At 69.4% G+C, this 21,807-nt stretch carries 15 protein-coding genes; 7 read left to right on the forward strand and 8 right to left on the reverse strand.

The window, feature by feature from the left end:
* Positions 1-3: 3 nt before the first annotated feature.
* Genes QFZ27_RS31335 through QFZ27_RS31360 form a run of 6 tightly spaced genes read right to left on the reverse strand, consistent with a single transcriptional unit; the run spans position 4 to position 11,410 of the window.
* The gene (locus QFZ27_RS31335; RefSeq protein ID WP_429230378.1) at positions 4-3,171 is read right to left on the reverse strand and encodes a non-ribosomal peptide synthetase; all 3,168 of its coding nucleotides are present in this window, start codon (positions 3,169-3,171) and stop codon (positions 4-6) included.
* Positions 3,168-7,694 (reverse strand): TauD/TfdA family dioxygenase, encoded by a 4,527-nt coding sequence (locus tag QFZ27_RS31340; RefSeq protein ID WP_429230379.1) that lies wholly within the window; start codon positions 7,692-7,694, stop codon positions 3,168-3,170. The genes QFZ27_RS31335 and QFZ27_RS31340 overlap by 4 nt, the downstream gene beginning before the upstream one ends.
* 8 nt (positions 7,695-7,702) lie before the next feature.
* The gene (locus QFZ27_RS31345) at positions 7,703-9,382 is read right to left on the reverse strand and encodes a cyclic peptide export ABC transporter (RefSeq protein ID WP_429230380.1); all 1,680 of its coding nucleotides are present in this window, start codon (positions 9,380-9,382) and stop codon (positions 7,703-7,705) included.
* A 21-nt stretch (positions 9,383-9,403) separates the two neighbouring features.
* The gene (locus QFZ27_RS31350) at positions 9,404-10,402 is read right to left on the reverse strand and encodes a TauD/TfdA family dioxygenase (RefSeq protein ID WP_429230381.1); all 999 of its coding nucleotides are present in this window, start codon (positions 10,400-10,402) and stop codon (positions 9,404-9,406) included.
* Entirely contained in the window at positions 10,399-11,163 is a 765-nt protein-coding gene (locus QFZ27_RS31355) for a thioesterase II family protein (RefSeq protein WP_429230382.1), read from the reverse strand. Before QFZ27_RS31355 ends, QFZ27_RS31350 begins: the two co-directional genes overlap by 4 nt.
* Before the next feature lie 4 nt (positions 11,164-11,167).
* The gene (locus QFZ27_RS31360; protein ID WP_429230383.1) at positions 11,168-11,410 is read right to left on the reverse strand and encodes an MbtH family protein; all 243 of its coding nucleotides are present in this window, start codon (positions 11,408-11,410) and stop codon (positions 11,168-11,170) included.
* Between the two features lie 360 nt (positions 11,411-11,770).
* On the opposite strand from QFZ27_RS31360, the gene QFZ27_RS31365 reads away from it, so the two are divergent.
* Positions 11,771-12,838, forward strand: a complete 1,068-nt coding sequence (locus QFZ27_RS31365) for a GNAT family N-acetyltransferase (RefSeq protein ID WP_429230384.1) — start codon at positions 11,771-11,773, stop codon at positions 12,836-12,838.
* Positions 12,835-14,178: a lysine N(6)-hydroxylase/L-ornithine N(5)-oxygenase family protein gene (locus tag QFZ27_RS31370; RefSeq protein ID WP_429230385.1), complete on the forward strand. Its 1,344-nt coding sequence runs from the start codon at positions 12,835-12,837 to the stop codon at positions 14,176-14,178. The genes QFZ27_RS31365 and QFZ27_RS31370 overlap by 4 nt, the downstream gene beginning before the upstream one ends.
* Here QFZ27_RS31370 and QFZ27_RS31375 read toward each other — a convergent pair.
* Complete coding sequence (locus tag QFZ27_RS31375; protein WP_429230386.1) at positions 14,175-14,987, reverse strand: NAD(P)H-dependent oxidoreductase; 813 nt, start codon at positions 14,985-14,987, stop codon at positions 14,175-14,177. The two genes, QFZ27_RS31370 and QFZ27_RS31375, sit on opposite strands and share 4 nt — an antisense overlap.
* 93 nt (positions 14,988-15,080) lie before the next feature.
* Here QFZ27_RS31375 and QFZ27_RS31380 point away from each other — a divergent pair, with 93 nt between their 5' ends.
* Both QFZ27_RS31380 and QFZ27_RS31385 read left to right on the forward strand, forming a co-directional pair.
* Positions 15,081-16,019 carry a LysR family transcriptional regulator gene (locus QFZ27_RS31380; protein ID WP_429230387.1) on the forward strand — a complete coding sequence of 313 codons (939 nt, stop codon included), beginning with the start codon at positions 15,081-15,083 and terminating at the stop codon, positions 16,017-16,019.
* 78 nt (positions 16,020-16,097) lie between these two features.
* Positions 16,098-16,268 carry a hypothetical protein gene (locus QFZ27_RS31385; RefSeq protein WP_429230388.1) on the forward strand — a complete coding sequence of 57 codons (171 nt, stop codon included), beginning with the start codon at positions 16,098-16,100 and terminating at the stop codon, positions 16,266-16,268.
* A gap of 115 nt (positions 16,269-16,383) precedes the next feature.
* On the opposite strand, the gene QFZ27_RS31390 is transcribed toward QFZ27_RS31385, so the two are convergent.
* The gene (locus QFZ27_RS31390) at positions 16,384-17,421 is read right to left on the reverse strand and encodes a hypothetical protein (protein ID WP_429230389.1); all 1,038 of its coding nucleotides are present in this window, start codon (positions 17,419-17,421) and stop codon (positions 16,384-16,386) included.
* Positions 17,422-18,059: 638 nt separating this feature from the next.
* On the opposite strand from QFZ27_RS31390, the gene hmgA reads away from it, so the two are divergent.
* The 3 genes from hmgA (at position 18,060) to QFZ27_RS31405 (ending at position 21,727) form a co-directional block, all read left to right on the forward strand.
* Positions 18,060-19,370, forward strand: coding sequence for a homogentisate 1,2-dioxygenase (gene hmgA, locus QFZ27_RS31395; RefSeq protein ID WP_429230390.1), 1,311 nt, complete (start codon positions 18,060-18,062; stop codon positions 19,368-19,370).
* Positions 19,367-20,383 (forward strand): fumarylacetoacetate hydrolase family protein, encoded by a 1,017-nt coding sequence (locus tag QFZ27_RS31400; protein ID WP_429230391.1) that lies wholly within the window; start codon positions 19,367-19,369, stop codon positions 20,381-20,383. The genes hmgA and QFZ27_RS31400 overlap by 4 nt, the downstream gene beginning before the upstream one ends.
* Positions 20,384-20,800: 417 nt before the next feature.
* Positions 20,801-21,727 (forward strand): NAD-dependent epimerase/dehydratase family protein, encoded by a 927-nt coding sequence (locus tag QFZ27_RS31405; protein WP_429230392.1) that lies wholly within the window; start codon positions 20,801-20,803, stop codon positions 21,725-21,727.
* The last annotated feature ends 80 nt before the right edge of the window (positions 21,728-21,807 follow it).

A 21,807-nucleotide genomic window follows, 5' to 3' on the forward strand; every position in this document is an offset into this window, starting at 1 on the left:
TCTTCAGAGAGCCTTGGCCTGCCGCGCCTTCTCCAGGAGCGCCGCCCGCTCGGCCTCGCTCATGCCGTCGAGGCTGAGGCGGAGGGTGGCGATCTGGTCGATCCGACCCGGCGCCGCATGGCCGCGCAGCGCCTGGGCCAGGGCGGCGATGCTGGGATGGTCGAAGACGATGCCGGGCGGCACGTCGAGCTGGAACAGCTTGCGGATGCGGGCGACCAGCTTGATCACCTGCAGCGAGTTGCCGCCGATGTCGAAGAAATCGTCGGTGACGCCGATCCCCTCGGCCGGCCGCTCCAGCAGCTCCGCCGCCACCTGGCGCAGCAGCGTCTCGACCGCGTCGCGCGGCGCCACCTTCGCGCTGGTCTCGGCCAAAGTCGCCGGATCGGGCAGGCCGCGGCGGTCGATCTTGCCATTGGCCAGGCGCGGCATCCGGTCGAGAGCCACGATCTGCGCCGGCACCATCGGTCCGGGCAGCCGCGCCGCCAGGGCCGGGCGCAACGCCGCGGCGTCGCCCGAGGCCAGAGTGACGAAGCCGACCAGATGTGCCTCACCGCCGTCCGGCCGATGCACCACGACCGCCGCCTGCTGGACACCATCGAGGGCCTGCAGCGCGGCCTCGACCTCGCCCGGCTCGACCCGGAAGCCGCGGATCTTCACCTGGTGGTCGGCCCGGCCGACGACCTGAAGGGAACCGTCCGGCAGGTGCCGGGCCAGGTCGCCGCTGCGATAGAGCCGCTGGCCCTCGCGGAACGGGTGGTCGACGAAGGCGCCGGTCGGGTCGCCGTGCAGATAGCCGCGGCAGAGCTGGGCTCCGCCGATGTGGAGCTCGCCTACGGCACCGGTCGGCGCCAGCCGGCCGGCGGCGTCGAGCACCAGCACCTCGTTGCCGGCGACCGGGCGGCTGAGCGGCAGCGCGTCGCCGGCCCAGGCCGGGGCTGAGGGATCATGGGCGTGCACCAGCACGCCGACCGTGGTTTCGGTCGGGCCGTAATGGTTGAACACCCGGCATTGCGGCGCCGCCGCGAGGATCCGCTCGACCAGCGCCTTCGGCGTCGCTTCGCCACCGAGGATCAGCGTGGCCGGCAGCGCTGGCTCCGGCGCATCGAGCAGCGCCGCCAGATGCGACGGCACCAGCTTGGCGCAGTCGATGTCGTTCCGCCGCAGGAAGCCGGCGAAAGCGGCGCCATCGGCCATCTCGGCCTCATCCGCCACCACCAGGCAGGCACCGTGCCGCAGCGCGCCGAACAGCACGGTGTTGCCGAGATCGGCCGCGACGGTCGAGGTCAGGGCGAAGCGCCGGCAGCCGGCGAGGCCGAGCGCCTCACTCACAGCCTCGACATAGGTGCGCAGCTGGCCGTGCTCGATCACCACGCCCTTCGGCGTGCCGGTCGAGCCGGAGGTGAACAGCACATAGGCGGCGCAGTCGTCCTGGTCGAGGTCAGGCAGCGCTGCCGACGCGGGTTCCGCGGTCGCCGCAGCAAGCGGATGGACCGGAATGGAGTCGGAAGCAACCGGGTCGGCGGCGTCGGTCAGCACCAGCACCGGACGGGCTTGGTCGAGCAGCAACTGCCGCCGCGCCTGCGGCCATTGCGGATCGAGCGGCAGATAGGCGCCGCCAGCGCGCCAGACGGCGAGCAGCGCCACCACCATGTCGGCCGAGCGCGCCATGTCGAGCGCCACCACCGCCTCGCGGCCGACGCCATGGGCGACGAGCCAGGCGGCCAGCCCGTCGACCTGTGCATTCAGCCCGGCATAGTCGAGAGCGACGCCGCTGCCGGCCAGGGCCGGCGCCGACGGGGTCTCGCGGCCCCAGCGGGCGATCAACGCCGGCAGCGACGGGCCGGGCGACGGGGCCTGCGCCGTGGCGTCGAAGGACGAGAGGCGCGCCCGCTCCGCCGCGGCCACCGGCGACAGGGCGCCGAGCGGCGTCTCGAGCTGGTCCGGCAGCTCGGACAGCAAGGCCACGACCTGCTCCAGCAGCGTTTCCATCGCCGCGTCGCTGTAGCGGCCGCCGTCCCAGTGGAGGGCGACGGCGCGAAGGCTGCCGTCCTCGGCGAGGTCGGCCTGCAGCGCCAGTTCGAAGGACTGCGGCGCGTCCGCCGAGACCAGGCGCCAGGCGCCGTCATCGGCCGCATGGGCTGTGACCCGGAAGCCGGCGATCAGGTGGTCGCTGCGGCCCGGCGCCTCGACCGGCCAGTGCTCCTGCCAGCCGCGATGGCTGTCGAGCACCGGCGCAAGACGGTCCAGGAAGGAGGAGAAGGATTTGCCCGGGTCGGCCGTCAGCCGCAGCGGCAGCACCTTGTCGAACGGGCCGACGGTCTCGGCGAAGGCGTCGTAGTCGCGGCGACAATCATGCTGCCAGCCGGCCACCAGCTCGGCCCGGCCGGCGATGCGGGCCAGCAGCGCCCACCAGGCCGCCTGCAGCACGACGTCAAAGCCGATGCCGCGCGCTGTGGCGAGTTCCGTCAGCCGCCGCGCCACCGCGGCGTCGATCGCGGCATCGCGGCTGGCTCGCGCGCTCGTGTCGGCCTCGCGATGGCGATAGGGCAGATGCAGGGCCGGCGGCGCCGAGGGGCCGAGATGGTCCTGCCAGTAGCGGCGGCCCTCGGCAGCGTCCTCGTCGGCCGCCATCTCGGCGCGCCACTCGACATATTGAGCGTAGGCGACGCCGTCCTCGTTGGCCGGGACGGCGGGGCCGGCGTACTCGTCACGCAGGGCGCGATGGATCAGGTCGAGCGCGCCGCGATCGGCGACCAGCGGCGAGGCCAGCAGCGCTAGGCGCCATTCCGCGTCGCCCAGGCGATACAGCGCCGCCCGCAGGGTCATACCGGAGCCGAGATCGAAGCCATTCTGCGCCGCCAGGTCCGTCGCCATCGTATCAACGGCATCGGCCCGGCCGCGCAGGTCGAGCCCAGACCAGGCCGGCTCCGCCGGCGCGTCGAGCGGGCGGGCGCGCAGGCCGCGGAATCCGGGGACGGCGACGAAGGCGGTGCGCAGGATCTCGTGCCGGCCGGCCACCCGCAGCAGGGCCGCGCGCAGCCGCGCCTCGTCCAGGTCGCCGGCGATGCCGACGATCAGGATCGCGGCATCGTCCGGATGCTCCGCGGCGATGCGCTGCTCAGGACCGAGCGGCCAGGTCTCCACCCCGGCGGAGAGGGCGGGGTCGGTCATCGCGCGCCCCCCTGCCCGGCGTCGAGACTGCTGCGGTCGACCATGTCGCCCATCGCCACGACGATGCGGCGCGGCCCCTCATACGGGTCGCGGGCATGGGCGGCGAGCATGTTGTCGAGCATCACCACGTCGCCGCGGCGCCAGTCGAAGCGCACGGCGCAGGCCTCGTACAGCTCGCCGATCAGGTCCATGACCTCGTCCTCGATCGGCGAGCCGTCGCCGTAGAACACCTGCCGCGGCATCCGCTCCGGGCCGACCATGGCCAGCAGGTCCTCGCGCACATCGGCGTCGAGGCAGCGGGTGTGGTGCAGCTGGACCTGGTTGAAGAAAGAGCGCTCGCCGGTCAGCGGATGGGTGATCACCGCCGGGCAGCGGGTGCGGGTCTGGAGTTCGTCCTGGCCGATCCAGGCGAAATCGACCCCGGCGGCCCGGCAGCGGGCCTCGACCTCGTCGCGGCTGTCGGTCTTGAAGAAGTCGCGCCAGTCGACGTCGAGATTCTCGGTGAAGGTGCGGACATAGGTCAGGCCGAGGCGGGCGAAGCGCTCCGCCAGCTCCGCCGGCAGGCGCCGCAGCATCTCGCGGCAATCGACGATCGGGGTGGCGCCGCCGACCGGCGACGGCTGCTCGCAGAAGAACCACTGCTTGCGCGGCCAGCGCGGCAGGTGGGAGCTCTCATTGTGGTAGAGGATCATCTTCCGCTCCGGATACGGCGTGGAGCGATAGGTGTTGCGGCCGCCTTCCTTCTTCGGCAGGTCGCCATAGGAGCCGTAGAGGCCGGGCTGCAGCGCCTCGGCGAAGGCCTCGAACTCCTGCGGCGTGGCCAGGCCGAAGCCGCGGAACAGCAGGCCGGCATGGCGCCGCAGCCAGGCTTCGACCTGGTCGCGATGGGCGGCGGCCCAGGCCACGGCGTCGAGATCGGCGCTGGCCGGCTCGACCACCAGCGGGAAGATCGCGCCCGGGGTCAGCGACGAGGTCCGCACCAGCTCGCGCGCCGGCACCGCTGCGGCAGCCGGCCGGGCTGCGGGCGAGGCGAACTTCTTCAGCTTGTCCAGCTTGGCGCCCATGCGGGCGGTGGTTTCGGACGGCGACGCGGACGACGACATCGCTGGTTCCTCCAGTGAGGGAAGGGTGAAGCCGCTCAGCGAGCGGTCCGGGGTTTCGGCGATCTGCTCCAGGAGAGCGGTCCAGGCGGCCACCAGCCGCCCGACACGAGGCCGGGCGAACAGGTCGGTGGCGAAGACCCACTCGCCTTCCAGCCCCTGCGCGGCGCGGGGGCCGAGCGGGTCGAGGAACAGGGCCATGTCGAACTTGGAGCCATGCGCCTGGGCGGGCCGCAGCTCCGCCGTCAGGCCGTCGACGCCGAAGCGGCCGCGCGGCGCGCTCTGCAGCACGAACAGCACCTGCACCAGCGGATTGCGGGCGCGGTCGCGCGGCGTGCCGGCGGCCTCGACGATCTGGTCGAAGGGCAGCAGCGGCTGCTCGAAGGCCTGCAGCGAGTCCTCGCGCACCCGGTCCAACAGCCCGGCGAAGGACAGCGCCGCTTCCGGCCGGGCGCGCAGCGGCAGGACATTGACGAAGAAGCCGACCAGCCGGTCGAGCTCGCGCCGCGGCCGGCCGGCGACATCGGTGCCGACGACGAAGTCGGTGGCGCCGGTCAGGCGGTGCAGCAGGGCCTCGAACGCCGCCAGCAGCACCATGAACAGCGTGCCGCCGCGGGCATGGCCCAGCGCTTCGAGCCGCGCGACCAGCGGGCCCGGCAGGCTGAAGCGGACGCTGTCCCCGGCCTGGGACGCCACGGCCGGGCGCGGATGGTCGGCCGGCAGCTCCAGCCGGTGCGGGACGCCGGCCAGCCGGTCGCGCCAGAACGCCTTCCGCCGCTCCAGCCCCTCGCCCTGCAGCAGCCGGCGCTGCCACAGCGCATAGTCGAGATACTGCACCGGCAGCGGCGCCAGATCGGCCGGGCCGTGCGCCAGCGCGGCGCGGTACAGCGCGCCCAGATCGTCGATCAGCACGCCGATCGACCAGCCGTCGGCAACGATGTGGTGCAGGCCCAGCAGCAGGCTGTGCTCCGCCGGCCCCAGCCGCAGCAGGGTGGCGCGCAGCAGCGGCGCCGTGGCCAGGTCGAAGGGCCGCCGCGCCTCCTCCGCCTCGATCTCGGCCAGCCGCGCCTCGCGCCGGGCCGGGTCGAGCGCCGAGAGGTCGATCTCCGGCAGCGGCAGGACGGCGTCGGCATCGACCCGGGCCACCGGCACACCGTCGGCATCCTCCGGATAGGCGGTGCGCAGGATCTCGTGCCGCGCCAGCAGGCCGGTGAGGGCGCGGTCCAGGGCCGGCCGCGACAGCGGGCCGGTCAGGCGCAGCTGGCCGGTGAGGTTGTAGGCGCTGCGGGCCGCTTCCCCCGCCAGCCGCTCCGCCAGCCACAGGCGCTGCTGCGCCAGCGACAGCGGCATCTCGGCCTGCCGCGGCTCGGCCGTCACCGGCGGCAGCCCGGCCTCCGGCGCCTGGCGCGGCGCCGCGTCCAGTCGGGCGGCGAGCTCGGCCAGGCTGTGCGGCGCGAAGATCTCGCGCAGCGGCAGCTCGACGCCGAACTCGGCCCGAATCCGGTCGATCGCCTGCATCGCCAGCAACGAATGGCCGCCGAGGGCCAGGAACTGGTCGCCGCGGGCGATCGGCCCGCAATCCAGCAGCTCGGTCCAGATCGCGGCCAGGCGCTGCTCCGTGCCGTCCCGCGGGACCTCCCGATCCTGCGCCCCGTCGCCGGCCGACGGGCGGCGGTAAAGGTGCCAGGCCTGCAGTTCGCCCGAGGCCAGCCGGTCGCGGCAGGCGGAGCGCTGCAGCTTGCCGCTGGTGGTCTTCGGCAAAGTGCCGGGGTTGAGCAGCGCGACAAGCGCCGCCGGTTCCTGCTGGGCGTCGGCGATGACCCGGTCGATCGCCTCGACCAGCACCCCCGGCGCCATCTTGCGCTGGGTGGTGCGGCTGATCTCGACGGCGACGCCGATGCTCTCGCGGCCGTCATGCTCGACCGCGAAAGCCGAGACCCGGCCCTTGCGGATCTTGGGCACGGCGGCCTCGACCGCCTTCTCGATGTCCTGCGGGTAGCGGTTCTGGCCGCGGATGATGATCACATCCTTGCGCCGGCCGGTGATGAACAGCTCGCCCTCATGCAGGAAGGCAAGGTCGCCGCTGCGCAGCCAAACTCCCTCGCCGCGATCGAGGAAGGCCTCGCCCGTCGCCTTCGGGTTGCGCCAGTAGCCGCGGGTGATGCTGCCGCCGGTCACCCAGACCTCGCCGACCGCGCCCTCGCCCAGCGGCTGCAGCGTCTCGGGATCGACGATATGCAGCTGCTCCGGCCGGATCGGCCGGCCGCTGCTGACCAGCTCGATGCCCGCGCCGCTCGGCACCACCCGGTGCGCCGCCAGCGCCTCGGGGTCGACGCGCAGCGTGACATAGGCGTGCGGCCGCGGGCTGCAGGACATGGTCAACGTGGCCTCGGCCAGCCCATAGCTGGGGGCCAGCGTCTCGCGCCGGAAGCCGGCCGGGGCGAAGCGGGCGGAGAAATCCGCCATCGTGTCGGCCCGCACCGGCTCGGATCCGCAGAAGGCGAACTGCCAGGACCGCAGGTCTAGGCCGGCGAGGGTCTTGTCGCTGATCCGCTCGCAGCACAGGCGGAAGGCGAAATCGGGTCCGCCGCTGACGGTGCCGCCGAAGCGGTGGATCGCCTCCAACCACCGCGCCGGCCGGGCCAGGAAATGCTGCGGCGCCATCAGCACCAGCGGGATGCCGGCGAAGAAGGGCAGGATCATCCCGGCGATCAGCCCCATGTCGTGATAGAGCGGCAGCCAGGAGACCAGCACGTCGGCGGCGGTGACGCCGCAGCCATGCACCATCATCCGCTGGTTGTCGATCAGGTTGGCGTGGGTGACCTCGATGCCCTTCGGGTTCGCGGTCGAGCCCGAGGTGTATTGCAGGAAGGCGATGTCGCCGCCTGCAGCCGGATGCGGCCGCCAGGCTTCCGCCAGCGCGGCGGACAGGGTGTCGACGGCGATCACGTCCACGCCATGCTGCCCGGCGCAGAGGGCTTCGACCGAGACCCGATGCGACCGGTCGATCAGCAGGTGGCGGGCACCGGCATCCTCGACCATGCCCCGCAGCCGCTCGACATGATGCAGGCTCATGCCCTCGGGCGGATAGGCCGGCACGGCAATCACCCCGGCATAGAGGCAGCCGAAGAAGGAGGCGATGTAGTCCGGCCCGCTGTGCAGCAGGATCAGCGCCCGGTCGCCCGGCGCCGCGACCGCCTGGAGATGCGCCGCGATCACCCGGGCCCGCTGGTCCAGGGCGCGGTAGTCGAGGGTGTCGCCGACGGTCTCGCCATCGGTCAGGAAGCGCAGCGCCGGCCCGCCATCATCGGCGGCGGCGCGGCGGCGCAGCAGCTCGACCAGCGTCTCGGCATCGGCATAGTCCAGGGCCAGCGGGGCGGCGGCGTCGCGGCGCGGGCGGAGATCGAAGGCAGCGTCGCTCACGGCGAACCTCATGACACCGGCGAAAGGGAAAGATCGCGACCGGGCGCGCGCGATGGCGGTGCAGCATCCGCCGCGACAGGGCCGCTGCGCTCGACCACCTGGCCGCGCTCGAGCTTGACCAGCTGGTCCGCCAGCGGGAACCAGCGGTCGTCATGGGTGATGACCAGCACCGTCTTCCGCCGCACCTTCAGCTCGGCCAGGACCTCGCGGTAGAACACGTCCTTGAACTGCGGGTCCTGGTCGGCCGCCCATTCGTCGAACACCATCACCGGCCGGTCCTCGAGGCAGGCCGCCACCAGCGCCAGGCGCTTGCGCTGGCCCTGCGACAGGTCGCGGGTCGAGAATGCGCCGCCGCGGACCGCGACCTTGTGGTCGAGATGGAGCTGTCGCAGCCAGGTGTTGGCGCGGTCGTCGAGCGACCCTTCCGCCGCCTCCAGCAGCGTCTCGAACAGGTGGAAGTCGGAGAACACGGCCGAGAACAGCTGCCGGTGCGCCTCCCCGCCCGGCATGGCCAGGGCCCGGCCGTCGACGCGGATGGTGCCGGCCTCCGGCGCGTACAGGCCGGTGACCAGCTTCGCCAGCGTGGTCTTGCCGCTGCCGTTTCCGCCAACCAGGAAGGTGATCTCGCCCGGCCGCAGCGTCAGGTCGATCGGGCCGAGGGTGAAGACCTCGTCCTCGCGCTCGTCATAGTAGCCGTGGGTGACGCCTTCCAGCGCCAGCGTCACCTCGCGCCCGGCCGGGACAGGCGTCGGGTCCTCCTTCCCCGCCTCCAGCTCCGCCAGCGTGTCGCCGATGCGGCCGAGCGCCACCCGGGCCATGCCGAGATGCGGGATGTTGGCCAGGAGCCCTTCCAGCGGGCCCATGATGTAGAGGAAGGCGATGACATAGCCGGAGACCACGCCGGCATCCTCCGGCGCGATCCAGATCCGCGCGAACAGCGCCGTGCCGATCGTCGCCATGAACAGGAGCCGGCCCCAGCCATCGGCGAAGGCCAGCAGCGACAGGCCGCGGACCCGGCTGAGGGCAACCGCGTCGATCGCCTCCGCCAGCACCGCGTCGAGGAAGTGGCGCGCCTTGCCGGCGTTCAGCTTCAGCTCCTTGGCACCGCCGTTCAGGGCCTCGAAATGGCCGAACAGACGGTCCTGGTCGCGGCCTGCCTCACGGAAATGCGACAGCACGCGGCCGTAGCTGAGCTGGTGGCCGACCGAGCCGAGCACCAGCACCACCGCGGCCAGCAGCAGGAAGCTCCAGGACAGCGTGGCGAGATAGATCAGCACGCCGAGGATGACGACCCCGTTGGTCACCAGGATCGGAAGGCCCATGCAGAAGGTGGCGATGGCGGAGGCGTCGTCGGTCAGCAGCGACTGGATCCGCGCCCGGCCGACCACCTCGAGCCGCCGGTAGGGCGCCGCCACCACCGCCTCGGCGATGTGCTGCCGCAGCCCGCCGAGCGCCCGCTGACCGAGGCGGGCGAACAGGGCGCGCGAGGCGACCTGCGCCGCCATCACCAGCACCGCGGCGGCGACGAAGGGCAGCAGCCATTGCGGCAATGTCTCGGCCGGCGCGTGCAGGGCGCGGTTGATCAGCAGCACCAGCAGCGCGCCGCCGATCCCGCAGGCCAGGCTGGCCAGGATGGCGGCCGCGAACAGGATTCGCGACCCGCGGATCAGCATTCCGAGAAGCGGCACGGCTTTCTCCGGCTCGGAGCGTCAGTGCAGACCGTGCGCTTCCGCCATGGCGACGATGACCTTGCGCGGCCCCTTGTACGGTGCCCGCGCATGGGCAGTGAGCATGTTGTCGAGCATCAGCACGTCGCCCGCCTGCCAGGGGAAGCTGATCTTGTTCGCCTCCAGCACCTCGCGAACGGTGGCCAGCACCTCGTCCTCGATCGGCGAGCCGTCGCCGTAATAGACGTTGCGCGGCAGGTCCGGCTCGTCGACCAGCTCCAGCAGCGTCGACCGCACCTCCGGCTCCAGGTTCGAGACGTGGAACAGGTGGGCCTGGTTGAACCAGAGCATCTCGCCGGTCACCGGATGGGCGATCGTGCCCTGGCAGACCTGGCGGGTGCGCAGCTCGCCATCCGGCTTCCATTCGCAGTCGATGCCGTGGCCGCGGCAATAGGCTTCGACCTCGCCGCGATCCTCGGTGCCGAACACCTGCTGCCAGGAGACGTCGAGGCCGTTGCCGGTGTTGCGGACATACATCAGCCCCTTCGCGGCGAAACGGTCGCGCAGGGCGGGCGGCATGGCGCGGTAGACGGCGCGGCTGTCGGCGATCGGCGTCTCGCCCCCCTCCGGCGCCGCCTGCTGGCAGTAGAACCAGATCTTCATCGGCCAGTCCCGGGTGTAGGCCTGCTCGTTGTGCAGCGGGATGTGCTGATGCGGCGGGTATTCGGTCGAGGTGTAGACGCCCTGCGTCACCTTGCTGCGCGGGGTCGAGCCGAACTCGTAGGTCAGCAGCGGGTGGCCGAAGCCGGCGGCGAAGCCGCGAAAGGCGTCGGCGCCGTCCAGCGCGAAACCGCGGAACAGCAATCCGCCCTCGACGCTCAGATGGCGGTCGACGATCGGCCGGATCTCGGGCAGGGCCTCGATCAGCGACGGCGTGCTGCCGGCAGCGGGCTCGACCAGCAGCGGCAAGGGTCCGTCGTCGCGCAGCGGGCGGATCGTCAGCGTGGCGGTGGTCACGGCATCCATGGCGTGTGCACTCACTGAAGCGTCCGGCCGGCGGGCGATCCGCCGGCACGGGACAGGGCGGCCCGGCCGCCGTTCATCCGTCGCGACAGGGCGGCGTCGACGACGCCGAGCACCTCCGCCTGACGGGAGTGGATGAAGAAGTGGTCGCCGTCGAACAGGTCGATGGCGAAGTCGCCGTGCGTCTCCCGGCCCCAGGCATCGAGCGCCGGGCGGTCGAGACCGTCTTCGGTGCCGCCGAGCACATGCACCGGGCAAGGCAGCGCCGGGCGAGGCCGGTAGGCATAGGCGCCGGCCATCATAAAGTCGGCGCGCAGCACCGGCAGGACGGCGGCCATCAGCTCCGCATCGGCCAGCGCCTCCTCCGGCGTGCCGCGGTAGCCGCGGAGATCGGCGATCAGCTCGGCATCGCTGCGCGGCCGGGCCAGGTCGCGGTCGTCGCGGACGGCCGGCGCCTCGCTGCCGGAGGCGAACAGCACCAGCGGCGGCGCGGCACCGCGCTCCAGCAGAGCGTGCGCCAGCTCGAAGGCCAGCAGGCCGCCCAGGCTGTGACCGAACAAGGCGTAGGGCCCGTCGATCTGACCCTCGACCTCCCCGGCCAATGATGCGGCGAGGCGGACCGGGTCGGTCGAGAGCGGCTCTCCGGCGCGGGCGCCGCGTCCGGGCAGCTCGACCGGATGCACTGCCCAGGACGGCAGCCCTCGGCGCCAGCGCGCATAGATCATGGCGCTGGCCCCCGAATAGGGCAGGCAGAACAGCCGGGCGGCAACGCTGCTCATGCGGTCACTGCGCCGCGTCGGCCCGAGGCGCGTCCGCCGTGGCCGGGCCGTCCATGTGCCGGCGCAGCGACAGCGGCCGCATGTCGGTCCAGACCTCGGCGATATAGGCCAGGCACTCGGCCTTCGGGCCGGTCTTGCCGACGGCGGTCCAGCCCTCCGGGATCTCCTTGTAGTTGGGCCAGATCGAGTATTGCTCTTCGTGGTTGACCACGACGTGAAAGACGGTGTCGTCCCGATCGAAGGCCATCAGGCACTCCTCGCCGATATCGCATGCAGAGTTGACGAAAATTTTACGGATTCCGCAGATGCAGCCACACGACGCCCTGCCGAATGCTCTCGGCCTGGCGTCTTGATTTGATCTTCATCGGTTTCCGGTGGCTTGAAGGAGATCGATCAGGAGGCGACAACGTGCCTGGACTTCCCGTTCCCTTCTGGCTATGAATGATAATGAGTTGCAGTTGCATTGCAAGTCAAGCCCGTTTTCGCCCTTCCCCGCCCCTCGTCAGGGAACAGGCGATCAGACCAGACGAGACGAATCCGCCGCTTGCCGGCGGCCGCTGGCATGCCGGAACCGGCAGGGTCCCTGCGGCCGCGGAAGGAGAAGACGATGGACGCCATACCCATTCCGCAGCCCGGCACGACCTTCCTTTCCTACGCCGCCACCACGGCTCCGGTGACGACGTCGCGCCAGGGTGATTCGCTGACGGTGCGGCAGGCCGGCTCCGCGCCACTCACCCTGCGCCTGGCCGAGGGGCGGTTGACGCTGACCGGACCGGCCGGCTCCGGTGACACCACCTTCCGAGGCCTGAATGCCGCTATCGAAGCCGCCTTCGCCTGGCATCCCGAGCAGGAGCGGCTGGCGCTCGACCTCGGCGACGGCAACGAGGTGCTGGCCGACGCGCTGCGTCGGCGCGGCGTCGCTGTCGAGACCACCGAAGCCCCGCTGACCGTGCTGCCCGAACTGTTCATGCAGCAGGCCGAACTCTGGCACGGCCGGCCCGACCTGCCGGCCTTCCCGCAGCGCCACGTCATGACCGACGGAAAGCGCCATCCGCAGCGGCCGCCGAAGCCGCAGGGCACGGTCTATGCCCGCTACATCCCTTGGCTGGAGCAGACCATCGCCTTCCGCGCCGCCACGGTGGAGGACGATCTCGGCAATCTGCACAAATGGATGAACGATCCGAGGGTCGCCGCCTTCTGGAACGAGGACGGCGACCTGGAGAAGCATCGCCGTTATTTGTCCGGGCTGATCGCGGACCCGCACATGGTGCCGCTGATCGCGACCTTCGACGGCACGCCCTTCGCCTATTTCGAGATCTACTGGGCCCGCGAGAACCGGCTGGCGCCGTTCTATGACGTGCAGGACTATGACCGCGGCTGGCATGTCGTGGTCGGCGAAGACGCGTATCGCGGCCGCAGCTTCATCAGCGCCTGGCTGCCCTCGCTGACGCATTACATGCTGCTCGACGACTGCCGCACCCAGCGCATCGTCGGCGAGCCGGCGGCGGCGCATCACCAGCAGATCCGCAATCTCGAGACCTCCGGCTTCGTTCGCATCAAGACCTTCGACTTCCCGCACAAGCGGGCGGCGCTGGTGATGCTGCTGCGCGAGCGCTTCTTCTTCGACCGGCTGTGGCTGCCCGCCTCCGCCAAGCAGCCGGTGCCGCAGGCATGAGTCAGGACGCGATCCACGACGTCGTCGGCGTCGGCTTCGGCCCGTCGAACCTGGCCCTGGCCATCGCGCTGGACGAGGTGCTGCGCCAACGGGGCGCGGCGCTGAGCCATCACTTCGTCGAGAAGCAGCCCGGCTTCACCTGGCATGGCGGCATGTTGCTGCCGGACAGCGACATGCAGATCTCGTTCCTCAAGGACCTGGTGTCGCTGCGCGACCCGACCAGCCCGCTGACCTTCGTCAACTACCTGCACCAGAAGGGCCGGTTGGAGGCCTTCATCAACCGCAAGACCTTCTTCCCCAGCCGGGTCGAGTTCAACGACTATCTGGGCTGGGTTGCCGCCCGCTTCGCCGACCACTGCAGCTATGGCGAAGAGGTGACGGCGGTCGAGCCGGAGATGGCGCAGGGCGTCGTCACCGGGCTGCGGGTGCGGTCGCGCACCGTCTCGGGCGGCGAGACCGTGCGCCGGACGCACAACCTGGTCGTCGCCACCGGCGGCAGCCCGCGCATCCCGGCGGCCTTCGCCACCCTCCGCGGCGAATCGCGGGTCCTGCATTCTTCCTTCTACCTCGACCGCATCCACGGGCTGGGCCTGGCGCGCCGCCCCTCCGCTCGGGTGGCGGTGATCGGCGGCGGCCAGAGCGCGGCGGAGATCACGCTCGACCTGCATGGCCGCTTCCCGCAGCTCGGCATCGACCTGATCTACCGCGGCCACGCGCTGAAGCCGTCGGACAACACCCCCTTCGTCAACGAGATCTTCAACCCCGGCTTCACCGACTACGTCTTCGGCCAGGGCGAGGCGCAGCGCGACGCGATCATCCGCGAGTTCCGCAACACCAACTATGCGGTCGTCGATGCCGACCTGATCGAGCGGATCTTTGACATCCTGTACCAGCAGAAGGTGCAGGGGCCGGCGCGGCTGGCACTGTGCGGACGCTGCGAGGTGACCGAGGCCATGGCAGGCCCGGAGACGGTCGAGCTGACGGTGCGCGACGGCTTCGCCGGCACCGCCGCGCGGCGCGGCTACGACGCGGTGGTGCTGGCCACCGGCTATGAGCGCGACGGCGGGCGCCGCCTCCTGTCGGCGCTGGCCCCCTGGATCGAGGACTTCACGGTCGACCGCGACTACCGGCTGCGAACCCGGCCCGAGTTCCGGCCGCAGATCCATCTGCAAGGCCAGTCCGAGACCTCGCACGGGCTCAGCGACACGCTGCTGTCGGTGCTGGCGGTGCGGTCGCAGGAGATCGCGGAATCGCTGCTGGCGGCCAAGCGCCGGCGCGGCGTGCCGCCCGAGCTGCACGCCCCCGCCCCGCTGCGCCGCGTCGCCGTCAACGACGACTAGGCGGCCGAAGCCCGGCTAGCCGTGCCGACGTCGTCCACATGGAGTGCGAAACCGGTCGTACCCGGATCGCCCAGGCCGGGACGGAGTTGCAGGCTCGGGATCAGATAGTCGCCGCCATTCTGCCGCCGGTACGGGATCGGCGGGGTGGTGGCGACCGTCCGCATCCGCTCGCGCAGCCGCTCGGCCACGGCTGCGAACCCGGCCTCGTCGAGACGATCGACCCGATAGGCCACGAAGGACGGCAGCACCTCGTAGCCCGGGTAGTAGAGAATGCCGTGGGTGATCGGGAACAGCAGGTCGTCGATCGGCCCGTTGACGCCGCGCGGGGCGTAGTGCTCCTCCCAGCCGCCGGTGGTCACGATCAGCATGGCGCGCTTGCCGGCGAGGGTCCCTTCGCCGAAGCGGTCGCCCCAATATTTGTCGCTGTGCTCGCCGACGCCGTAGGCGAAGCCATAGGCGTAGACCCGGTCGACCCAGCCCTTGAGGATCGCCGGCATGCTGTACCACCACAGCGGGAACTGCAGGATCAGCATGTCGGCCCAAAGCAGCTTCTCCTGCTCGGCTCTGACATCCTCGGTCAGCGCGCCGGCGGCGAAGGCCTCGGCGGACGCCCCGGCCACCTTCAGCCGGGCCTCCGGCGCCAGCGCCGGGAAGTCACCGCGGTCGGCCTCTGATTTCCAGCCCTCGGCGTAGAGATCCGACACCCGCACCTCGTGGCCTTGGGCCTCGAGCTCGCGCACGGCCACGTCGCGCAACGCGCCGTTGAGCGAGCGGGGTTCGGGATGGGCGAAGACAAGCAGCACCTTCATGATCAACGATCCTTCCAAGGAAACCGACCCTTCAGGTGGCCAGTCCTCGGTTGATCCACTATATGTCGATAATGGATAGGATTGTGCCGATAAATGGATAGGCCGGACGTATCGCTCGAGCGCATGCGCAGCTTCGTCCGCGTCGCCGAGCGCGGCAGTCTGTCGGCGGTGGCACGCGAGCTCGGAGTCGGCCAGTCGACCATTACCCGGCACCTGCGCGAGCTGGAGGAGGCGATCGGCGTGCCGCTGCTCAGCCGCACCACCCGGCGCGTGACCATGACCGACGAGGGCAGCCGCTACTACGCCGACTGCGTCCAGATCTTGCGCCTGGTCGAACAGGCCGGGGACGAGGCGCGCGCCACGCGCGGTGCTGTGGCCGGCACGATCCGGATCTCCTGCACCGCGGCCTTCGGGGTGCTGCAGGTCAGCAGGCTGACCTTTGCCTTCCAGGACCGTTATCCCGACATCGGGATCGACCTCAGCCTGACCGACGAACGCGTCGACCTGGTGCGCGAGGGCGTCGACATCGCCCTGCGCCTGGGGCCGCTGACCGACAGCTCGATGAAGCTGCGCGCCCTCGGCCGGTCGCGGCGCCTGCTGGTGGCGGCGCCGGAGTATCTGGCGGCACGGGGCCGCCCGGCTACACCGGCGGACCTGGCCGGGCACGAGGGCATCCGGATGACGAACATCGCGGGCAGCGACACGCTGACCCTGGAGGGACCGGGCGGCGAGCGGCATGCCGTGCCGTTCGGCGGGCGGTTCCGGATCGATCACGGCCTCGCCGCGCGCGAGGCCGTGGCCGCCGGGCGCGGCATCGCCCCCGCCCATCGCTGGCTGGTCGACGACCTGCTGGCGGCCGGCCGGCTCGAGGCGATCCTGCCGGGCTGGGAGCCGCCGCCCGTCCCCTTGAGCCTGCTGATCGTGCCGGAGCGGGCGGGCATCGCCCGGGTCCGGCTGCTGGTCGACTTCCTGGCCGAGCGCATCGGCGGCATCCCGGGAATCGAGACGCCGCGGCCGGACCGCCCGCGCTGACAGTTTGGCATTGAAATTCGTTTCAAATAAAACGATCACCCGCGTAAGACGGAATAACGAGGCTCGGGGCTGCTGGTCGTGCCGCAGCAGGGGTCGCCCGAAACCTCGCACGGGCTCAGCAACACGCTGCTGTCGGTGCGGTCGCGGGAGATCGCGGAATCGCTGCTGGCGGCCAAGCGCCGACGCGGCGTCCCGCCCGATCTCCACGCCCCCGCCCCGCTGCGCCGCCTCGCTGTCAACGACGACTGATGGATGCGCCGCTTCGCCCACAGCGAAAAGGCGGGCGAGCGGCGTCTCACTCACGGCAGACCGTCAAGATGCGACTTTCCGGACGAGCGATCGCCCTGGCGCTGGCCGCCTTCTCTCACTGGAACTCGTTCGTGCCGAGCCGGTAGCGCTTTACCCCCATGATCCCGGCGGCCTTCCACTTCTCGATCCGCTCTGTCAGGGCTTGGACGCGCACAGGATAGGCGGTCTTTCCGATCTGCAGCAGCGCGTTCACCTTGTTGGCCGTTGCCAACGCGTTCCGGACGTCGGCTTTCTTCCCGCGTCCCTGATGATGAATGTCGGCTATGATCGCGCAAACGATGTCGGACTCACCATCGAGGTCGTACCAGGCAGCATAGCGGTTCGCCATTTTCCCTTGAAGAATCGATGCGCTCACATCTGCCTGTATCTCCGCGCATTTCGTCGATGTGTTCGCCCACCAGATCAATCGGGCGGACTGCAGAATCTCCTGCTCGTCGATTTGTTTGCGCGTCGGATTCATATACTCCATGAAGGCCTGAAGCTGATCCTCACCGGATGCGGGGTCAAACGTCTCCTTCTCGAGATCGGTTTCGGTTCCGTCCTCCGCAACACGGAAGACACGGCCTCCCTTCAACGCCAAATCAGGGAAAAGCTCCTGGAATTCAGATTCCACAAGCGCTGCCCGGAAAAACAGAATGAGGTTGTCACGAGGCGTATGCGCGGCCAGTTGATAGAATCCGAACGTAAATCGAGCACGATCATATGTGTTTATTAGATTTATATAGAGATCACTCTCGCAGAATGCCGTGACATCCAGCAGATAGGCCCAATGGTCGATCTTCGATATGTGATCACTGGCCCTGTATTGCGCGCCATAATAGGCAGAACCGGGCTGAAAAAGTCCGTAGAATCCCTTCGCCGGATTAATAGTTTCACTACCTACATAGAACTTCGGTTCCTGAGGCGAGTCGATCCTGTGCGCGAACCACTTCTTTCCTTGCTTGCTGAGGGAAAAGCCGATGCCCCGGTCGATCACGCCGCCCGTTGCGTCGACCGACAGCAACAGGTCAGAGCCAGGGATTTCACCAAAAAACAAACCCTGATCCCCCGTGTATATCGACTGGAAGCGCTGGTAAAAATCATCAACAGTCACCTTTATAACCTGATCATTCCCGTTTGAATAATTATAGACAAACCCATCACAGAAAATCCCGACGTGCTTCTGTGGTATATTTTGCATTGTCTTCGTAGATATATTGCAAGCATCCTTTCGTATCACGAAGACGAGTTGGATCTGGGATGTGTCTGCGTCATCCCATTTTCCGACCCGCGGGCAGCGAGCAAAAACCTCGTGGACGCGGATGTTAGCCGTAGGATGACTGCCGCCGGTCATCTGCGCGCAACTGAACGAAAAGCCCAGATTGAGCGCATGTGACGCGAAGTGTGCGCAGTGATTTAAGTTGGGATCATCGAAATCGTTTTGACATATACTCTTTATGTCTTTCCCCAAGTATGATTCCAAATCGTTTTTCGTAATCATCATCTTCATCCTTTCCCGAATCTAATAATTATTAAACAATATACGTTGTATATTACTCTATTTTTTGGAAGCGAGCAATGCTCAAAAATCGGCCAGAGCGGTTGTTTCATACGGAGGACCCGGCCCCGGCGGGCCGTGGCCCTTTCGGTTGCGGCGCAGATTCACATTGAAATTCGTTTCAAATGAAACGATCATCCACGTAAGATGAACTGATGAGGCTCGGGTCGCGCCGGGCCGGCCGGGAGGATGCGATGACGCTCCGCTACATGCCGGGATTCGGCAACGATTTCGAGACCGAGGCCCTGGACGGCGCCCTGCCCCAGGGCCAGAACTCGCCGCAGCGCTGCGCCTACGGGCTCTATGCTGAGCAGCTCTCCGGCTCGCCTTTCACCGCGCCGCGCGGCACCAATGAGCGGTCCTGGCTGTACCGGCTGCGGCCCTCGGTCAAGCATGTCGGCCGGTTCCGCGAGATCGAGCTGCCGCACTGGAAGACGGCGCCGCATGTCGTCCGCCACGGCCTGCCGCTGGGCCAGCTGCGCTGGGACCCGACGCCGATCCCGGATGAGCGCCTGACCTTCCTGACCGGAATGCGGACCATGACCACCGCGGGCGACGTGTTCACCCAGGCCGGCATGGCCGCGCACGTCTACCTGGCCACCGAATCGATGGTCGACGAGGTGTTCATCGACGCCGACGGCGAGCTCTTGATCGTGCCGCAGCAGGGGTCGCTGCGCCTGGTCACCGAGCTCGGCATCATGCAGATCGGCCCGGCCGAGATCGCGGTGGTCCCGCGCGGCACCAAGGTCAAGGTCGAGCTGGTGGACGGGCCGGCGCGCGGCTATGTCTGCGAGAATTACGGCGCCAAGTTCACCCTGCCGGACCGCGGCCCGATCGGCGCCAACTGCCTGGCCAATCCGCGCGACTTCAAGACGCCGGTCGCCGCCTTCGAGGAGCGAGACACGCCGCACCGCGTGGTGGTGAAATGGTGCGGCGGCTTCCACGAGACGGTGATCGGTCACTCGCCGCTCGACGTCGTCGCCTGGCATGGCAACTACGCCCCCTACAAATATGATCTGCGAACCTTTTCGCCGGTCGGCGCGATCGGCTTCGACCATCCGGATCCGTCGATCTTCACGGTGTTGACCGCCCCGTCCGGCGAGGCCGGCACGGCCAATGTCGACTTCGTGATCTTCCCGGAGCGCTGGCTGGTGGCCGAGCATTCGTTCCGGCCGCCCTGGTACCACATGAACATCATGTCCGAGTTCATGGGCCTGATCTATGGCCGCTACGACGCCAAGGAGGAGGGCTTCCTGCCCGGCGGCATCAGCCTGCACAACTGCATGCTGCCGCACGGGCCCGACACCGACGCCTTCGCCAAGGCTTCGACCGCCGAGCTGAAGCCGGTGAAGCTGACCGGCACCATGGCCTTCATGTTCGAGACCCGGTTCCCGCAGCAACTGACGCGCTATGCAGCGGAGCTGCCGACGTTGCAGGATGACTATCCGGCCTGCTGGAGCGGGCTGGAGAAGCAGTTCGACAAACGGGAGGACACCGGCCGATGAAGCTCGCCAGCCAGAGGGACGGGTCGCGCGACGGGCGCCTCGTCGTCGTCTCACGCGACCTGACCCGCTACACCGTGGCCGGGGGCATCGCCCCGACGCTGCAGCGCGCCTTGGACGACTGGGACCTGCTGCGGCCGCGGCTGGAGGCGCTGGCCCATGACCTCGAGCTCGGCGCCGTGCCGAGCGACCGGTTCCGCGAGCACCAGGCCCTGTCGCCCCTGCCCCGCGCCTATCAATGGGCCGACGGCTCGGCCTATGTGAACCATGTCGCGCTGGTGCGGCAGGCCCGCGGCGCCGAGATGCCGGAGAGCTTCTGGACCGATCCGCTGATGTACCAGGGCGGATCCGACAGCTTCCTGGCCCCGCGCGACCCGATCCGGATGGCGAGCGAGGCCTGGGGCATCGACCTGGAGGCCGAGGTCGCGGTGGTCACCGGCGACGTGCCGATGGGCGCCGGCCGCGACGCGGCGGCCCAGTCCATCAGGCTGGTGATGCTGGTCAACGACGTGTCCTTGCGCAACCTGATCCCGGCCGAGCTGGCCAAGGGTTTCGGCTTCTTCCAGTCCAAGCCGTCCTCCGCCTTCTCGCCGGTGGCGGTGACCCCGGACGAGCTGGGCGACGCCTGGCACGGCGGCAAGCTGCACCGGCCGCTGCTGGTCGAGCTGAACGGCGCGCCCTTCGGCCGGGCCGATGCCGGGGTCGACATGACCTTCGACTTCCCCACTCTGGTCGCCCATGCGGCCAAGACCCGGCCGCTCGGCGCCGGCACCATCATCGGCTCCGGCACCGTGTCGAACCGCGACGCCGGCGGCGGGCCGGGCAAGCCGATCCTGCAGGGTGGCCACGGCTATTCCTGCCTGGCCGAGCTGCGCATGGTCGAGACCATCCTGTCGGGCGCGCCCCATACATCCTTCCTGCGCTTCGGCGACACGGTGCGGATCGAGATGAAGGACGCGCAGGGCCACTCGATCTTCGGCGCCATCGAGCAGACGGTCGAGGAGGCTGCCGGGTAGCGGAGGCGGCATCGCGTGGCTGCATCCGGCTTCGCCTCGTGCCAGGCCTTCTTTCGCCTCAAAAAAGCCCACAAAACTCACAAAAATCGTTTGACACTCCAAGCACAGAAAGCTTGAAATCCACCCTCGGAGGAATTTCTTTCGAGACGGACAGGTTGTCTGCCGCTCAGTTGGCGAACTGTATCGAGATTTCACTATCGGGTTTGGGGGCATGGCGCGCGGAATCTCAATAACCAGGATTTCTCGTGCCCATTGATGAGGGAGGGGGATGTGATTCACGGAAGTAGAGTTCTGCTCTTCGGCCGCGTAGACTGGGCAAGGCGGAGAGCGGAAGCCAGGGTCGGAACAGCCTGACCAAGACCCGGCCGGCACACATTGGCCGGCATCGTATCGGACAACGTTTGAGAGAAATCCCTTATGAGAATCCTTGTCACAGGCTCGCGTGGGCTGATCGGCACCGAAATCATGCGGCGCTTTGCCGAGGCCGGGTACCAGCCGGTCGCTTTCGACAGCGCCTATGAAGCCGGGACGCCCGGCCATGGCGACATCCGGAACGCCGACCAGCTGCGGCAGGCCATGGCCGGCTGCGACGGCGTCATCTCCCTCGCCGCCGTCTCCCGCGTCATCACCGGCGAGCGCAACCCGGAGCTGTGCTGGGACATCAATGTGAACGGCACCGAGACGGTGCTGAAGGTCGCGCTGGAGCAGCCGGCCGGCCGTCGGCCCTGGGTGGTCTACGCCAGCAGCCGCGAGGTCTATGGCGACCCGGCGATTCTGCCGGTGCCGGAGGACGCGCCGCTCGAGCCGGTCAACATCTACGGCCGGTCCAAGGCCGAGGCCGAGGCCGCGGTCGGGCGCGCCCGCGAGGCCGGGCTGGCCACGGTGATCGTCCGCTTCTCCAACGTCTTCGGCTCGACCGCCGACCACCGCGATCGGGTGGTACCGGCGTTCGCCCGGGCGGCCGCCACCGGCGGCACGATCTCGATCGAAGGCGCCGAGAACACCTTCGACTTCACCCATGTCGACGATGTCGGCCGCGGCCTCGCCCTGCTGGTGGAGCGCCTGAAGGACGGCAACCGGGCGCTGCCGCCGATTCACTATGTCGGCGGCCGCGCCGTGTCGCTGGGCGAGCTGGCCGAGATGGCCCAGGCGGCCGCGCTGATCCCGGTCGAGATCCGCACGGCACCGCCCCGCAACTTCGACGTGGCGCATTTCCGGGGCGACCCGAAGCGGGCGGAGGAACTGTTGGGCTGGCGCACCGAGATCACGGTCGAGGATGGGCTGCGCCGCCTGATCCACGCCTATGCGGCCGACGCCGCCCGACAACAGGCACCGGCGAAGTAGCAGGCTTCGGACAATTCCGCGGCAGGGTCATGTAGACCCAAGCCGCAGCCAGGATCCCGGAGAGGCCGGCCACGTGACGC

Origin of the sequence: Inquilinus ginsengisoli, assembly GCF_050434925.1 — a bacterium.
Taxonomy (GTDB): Bacteria; Pseudomonadota; Alphaproteobacteria; order DSM-16000; family Inquilinaceae; genus Inquilinus; species Inquilinus ginsengisoli_B.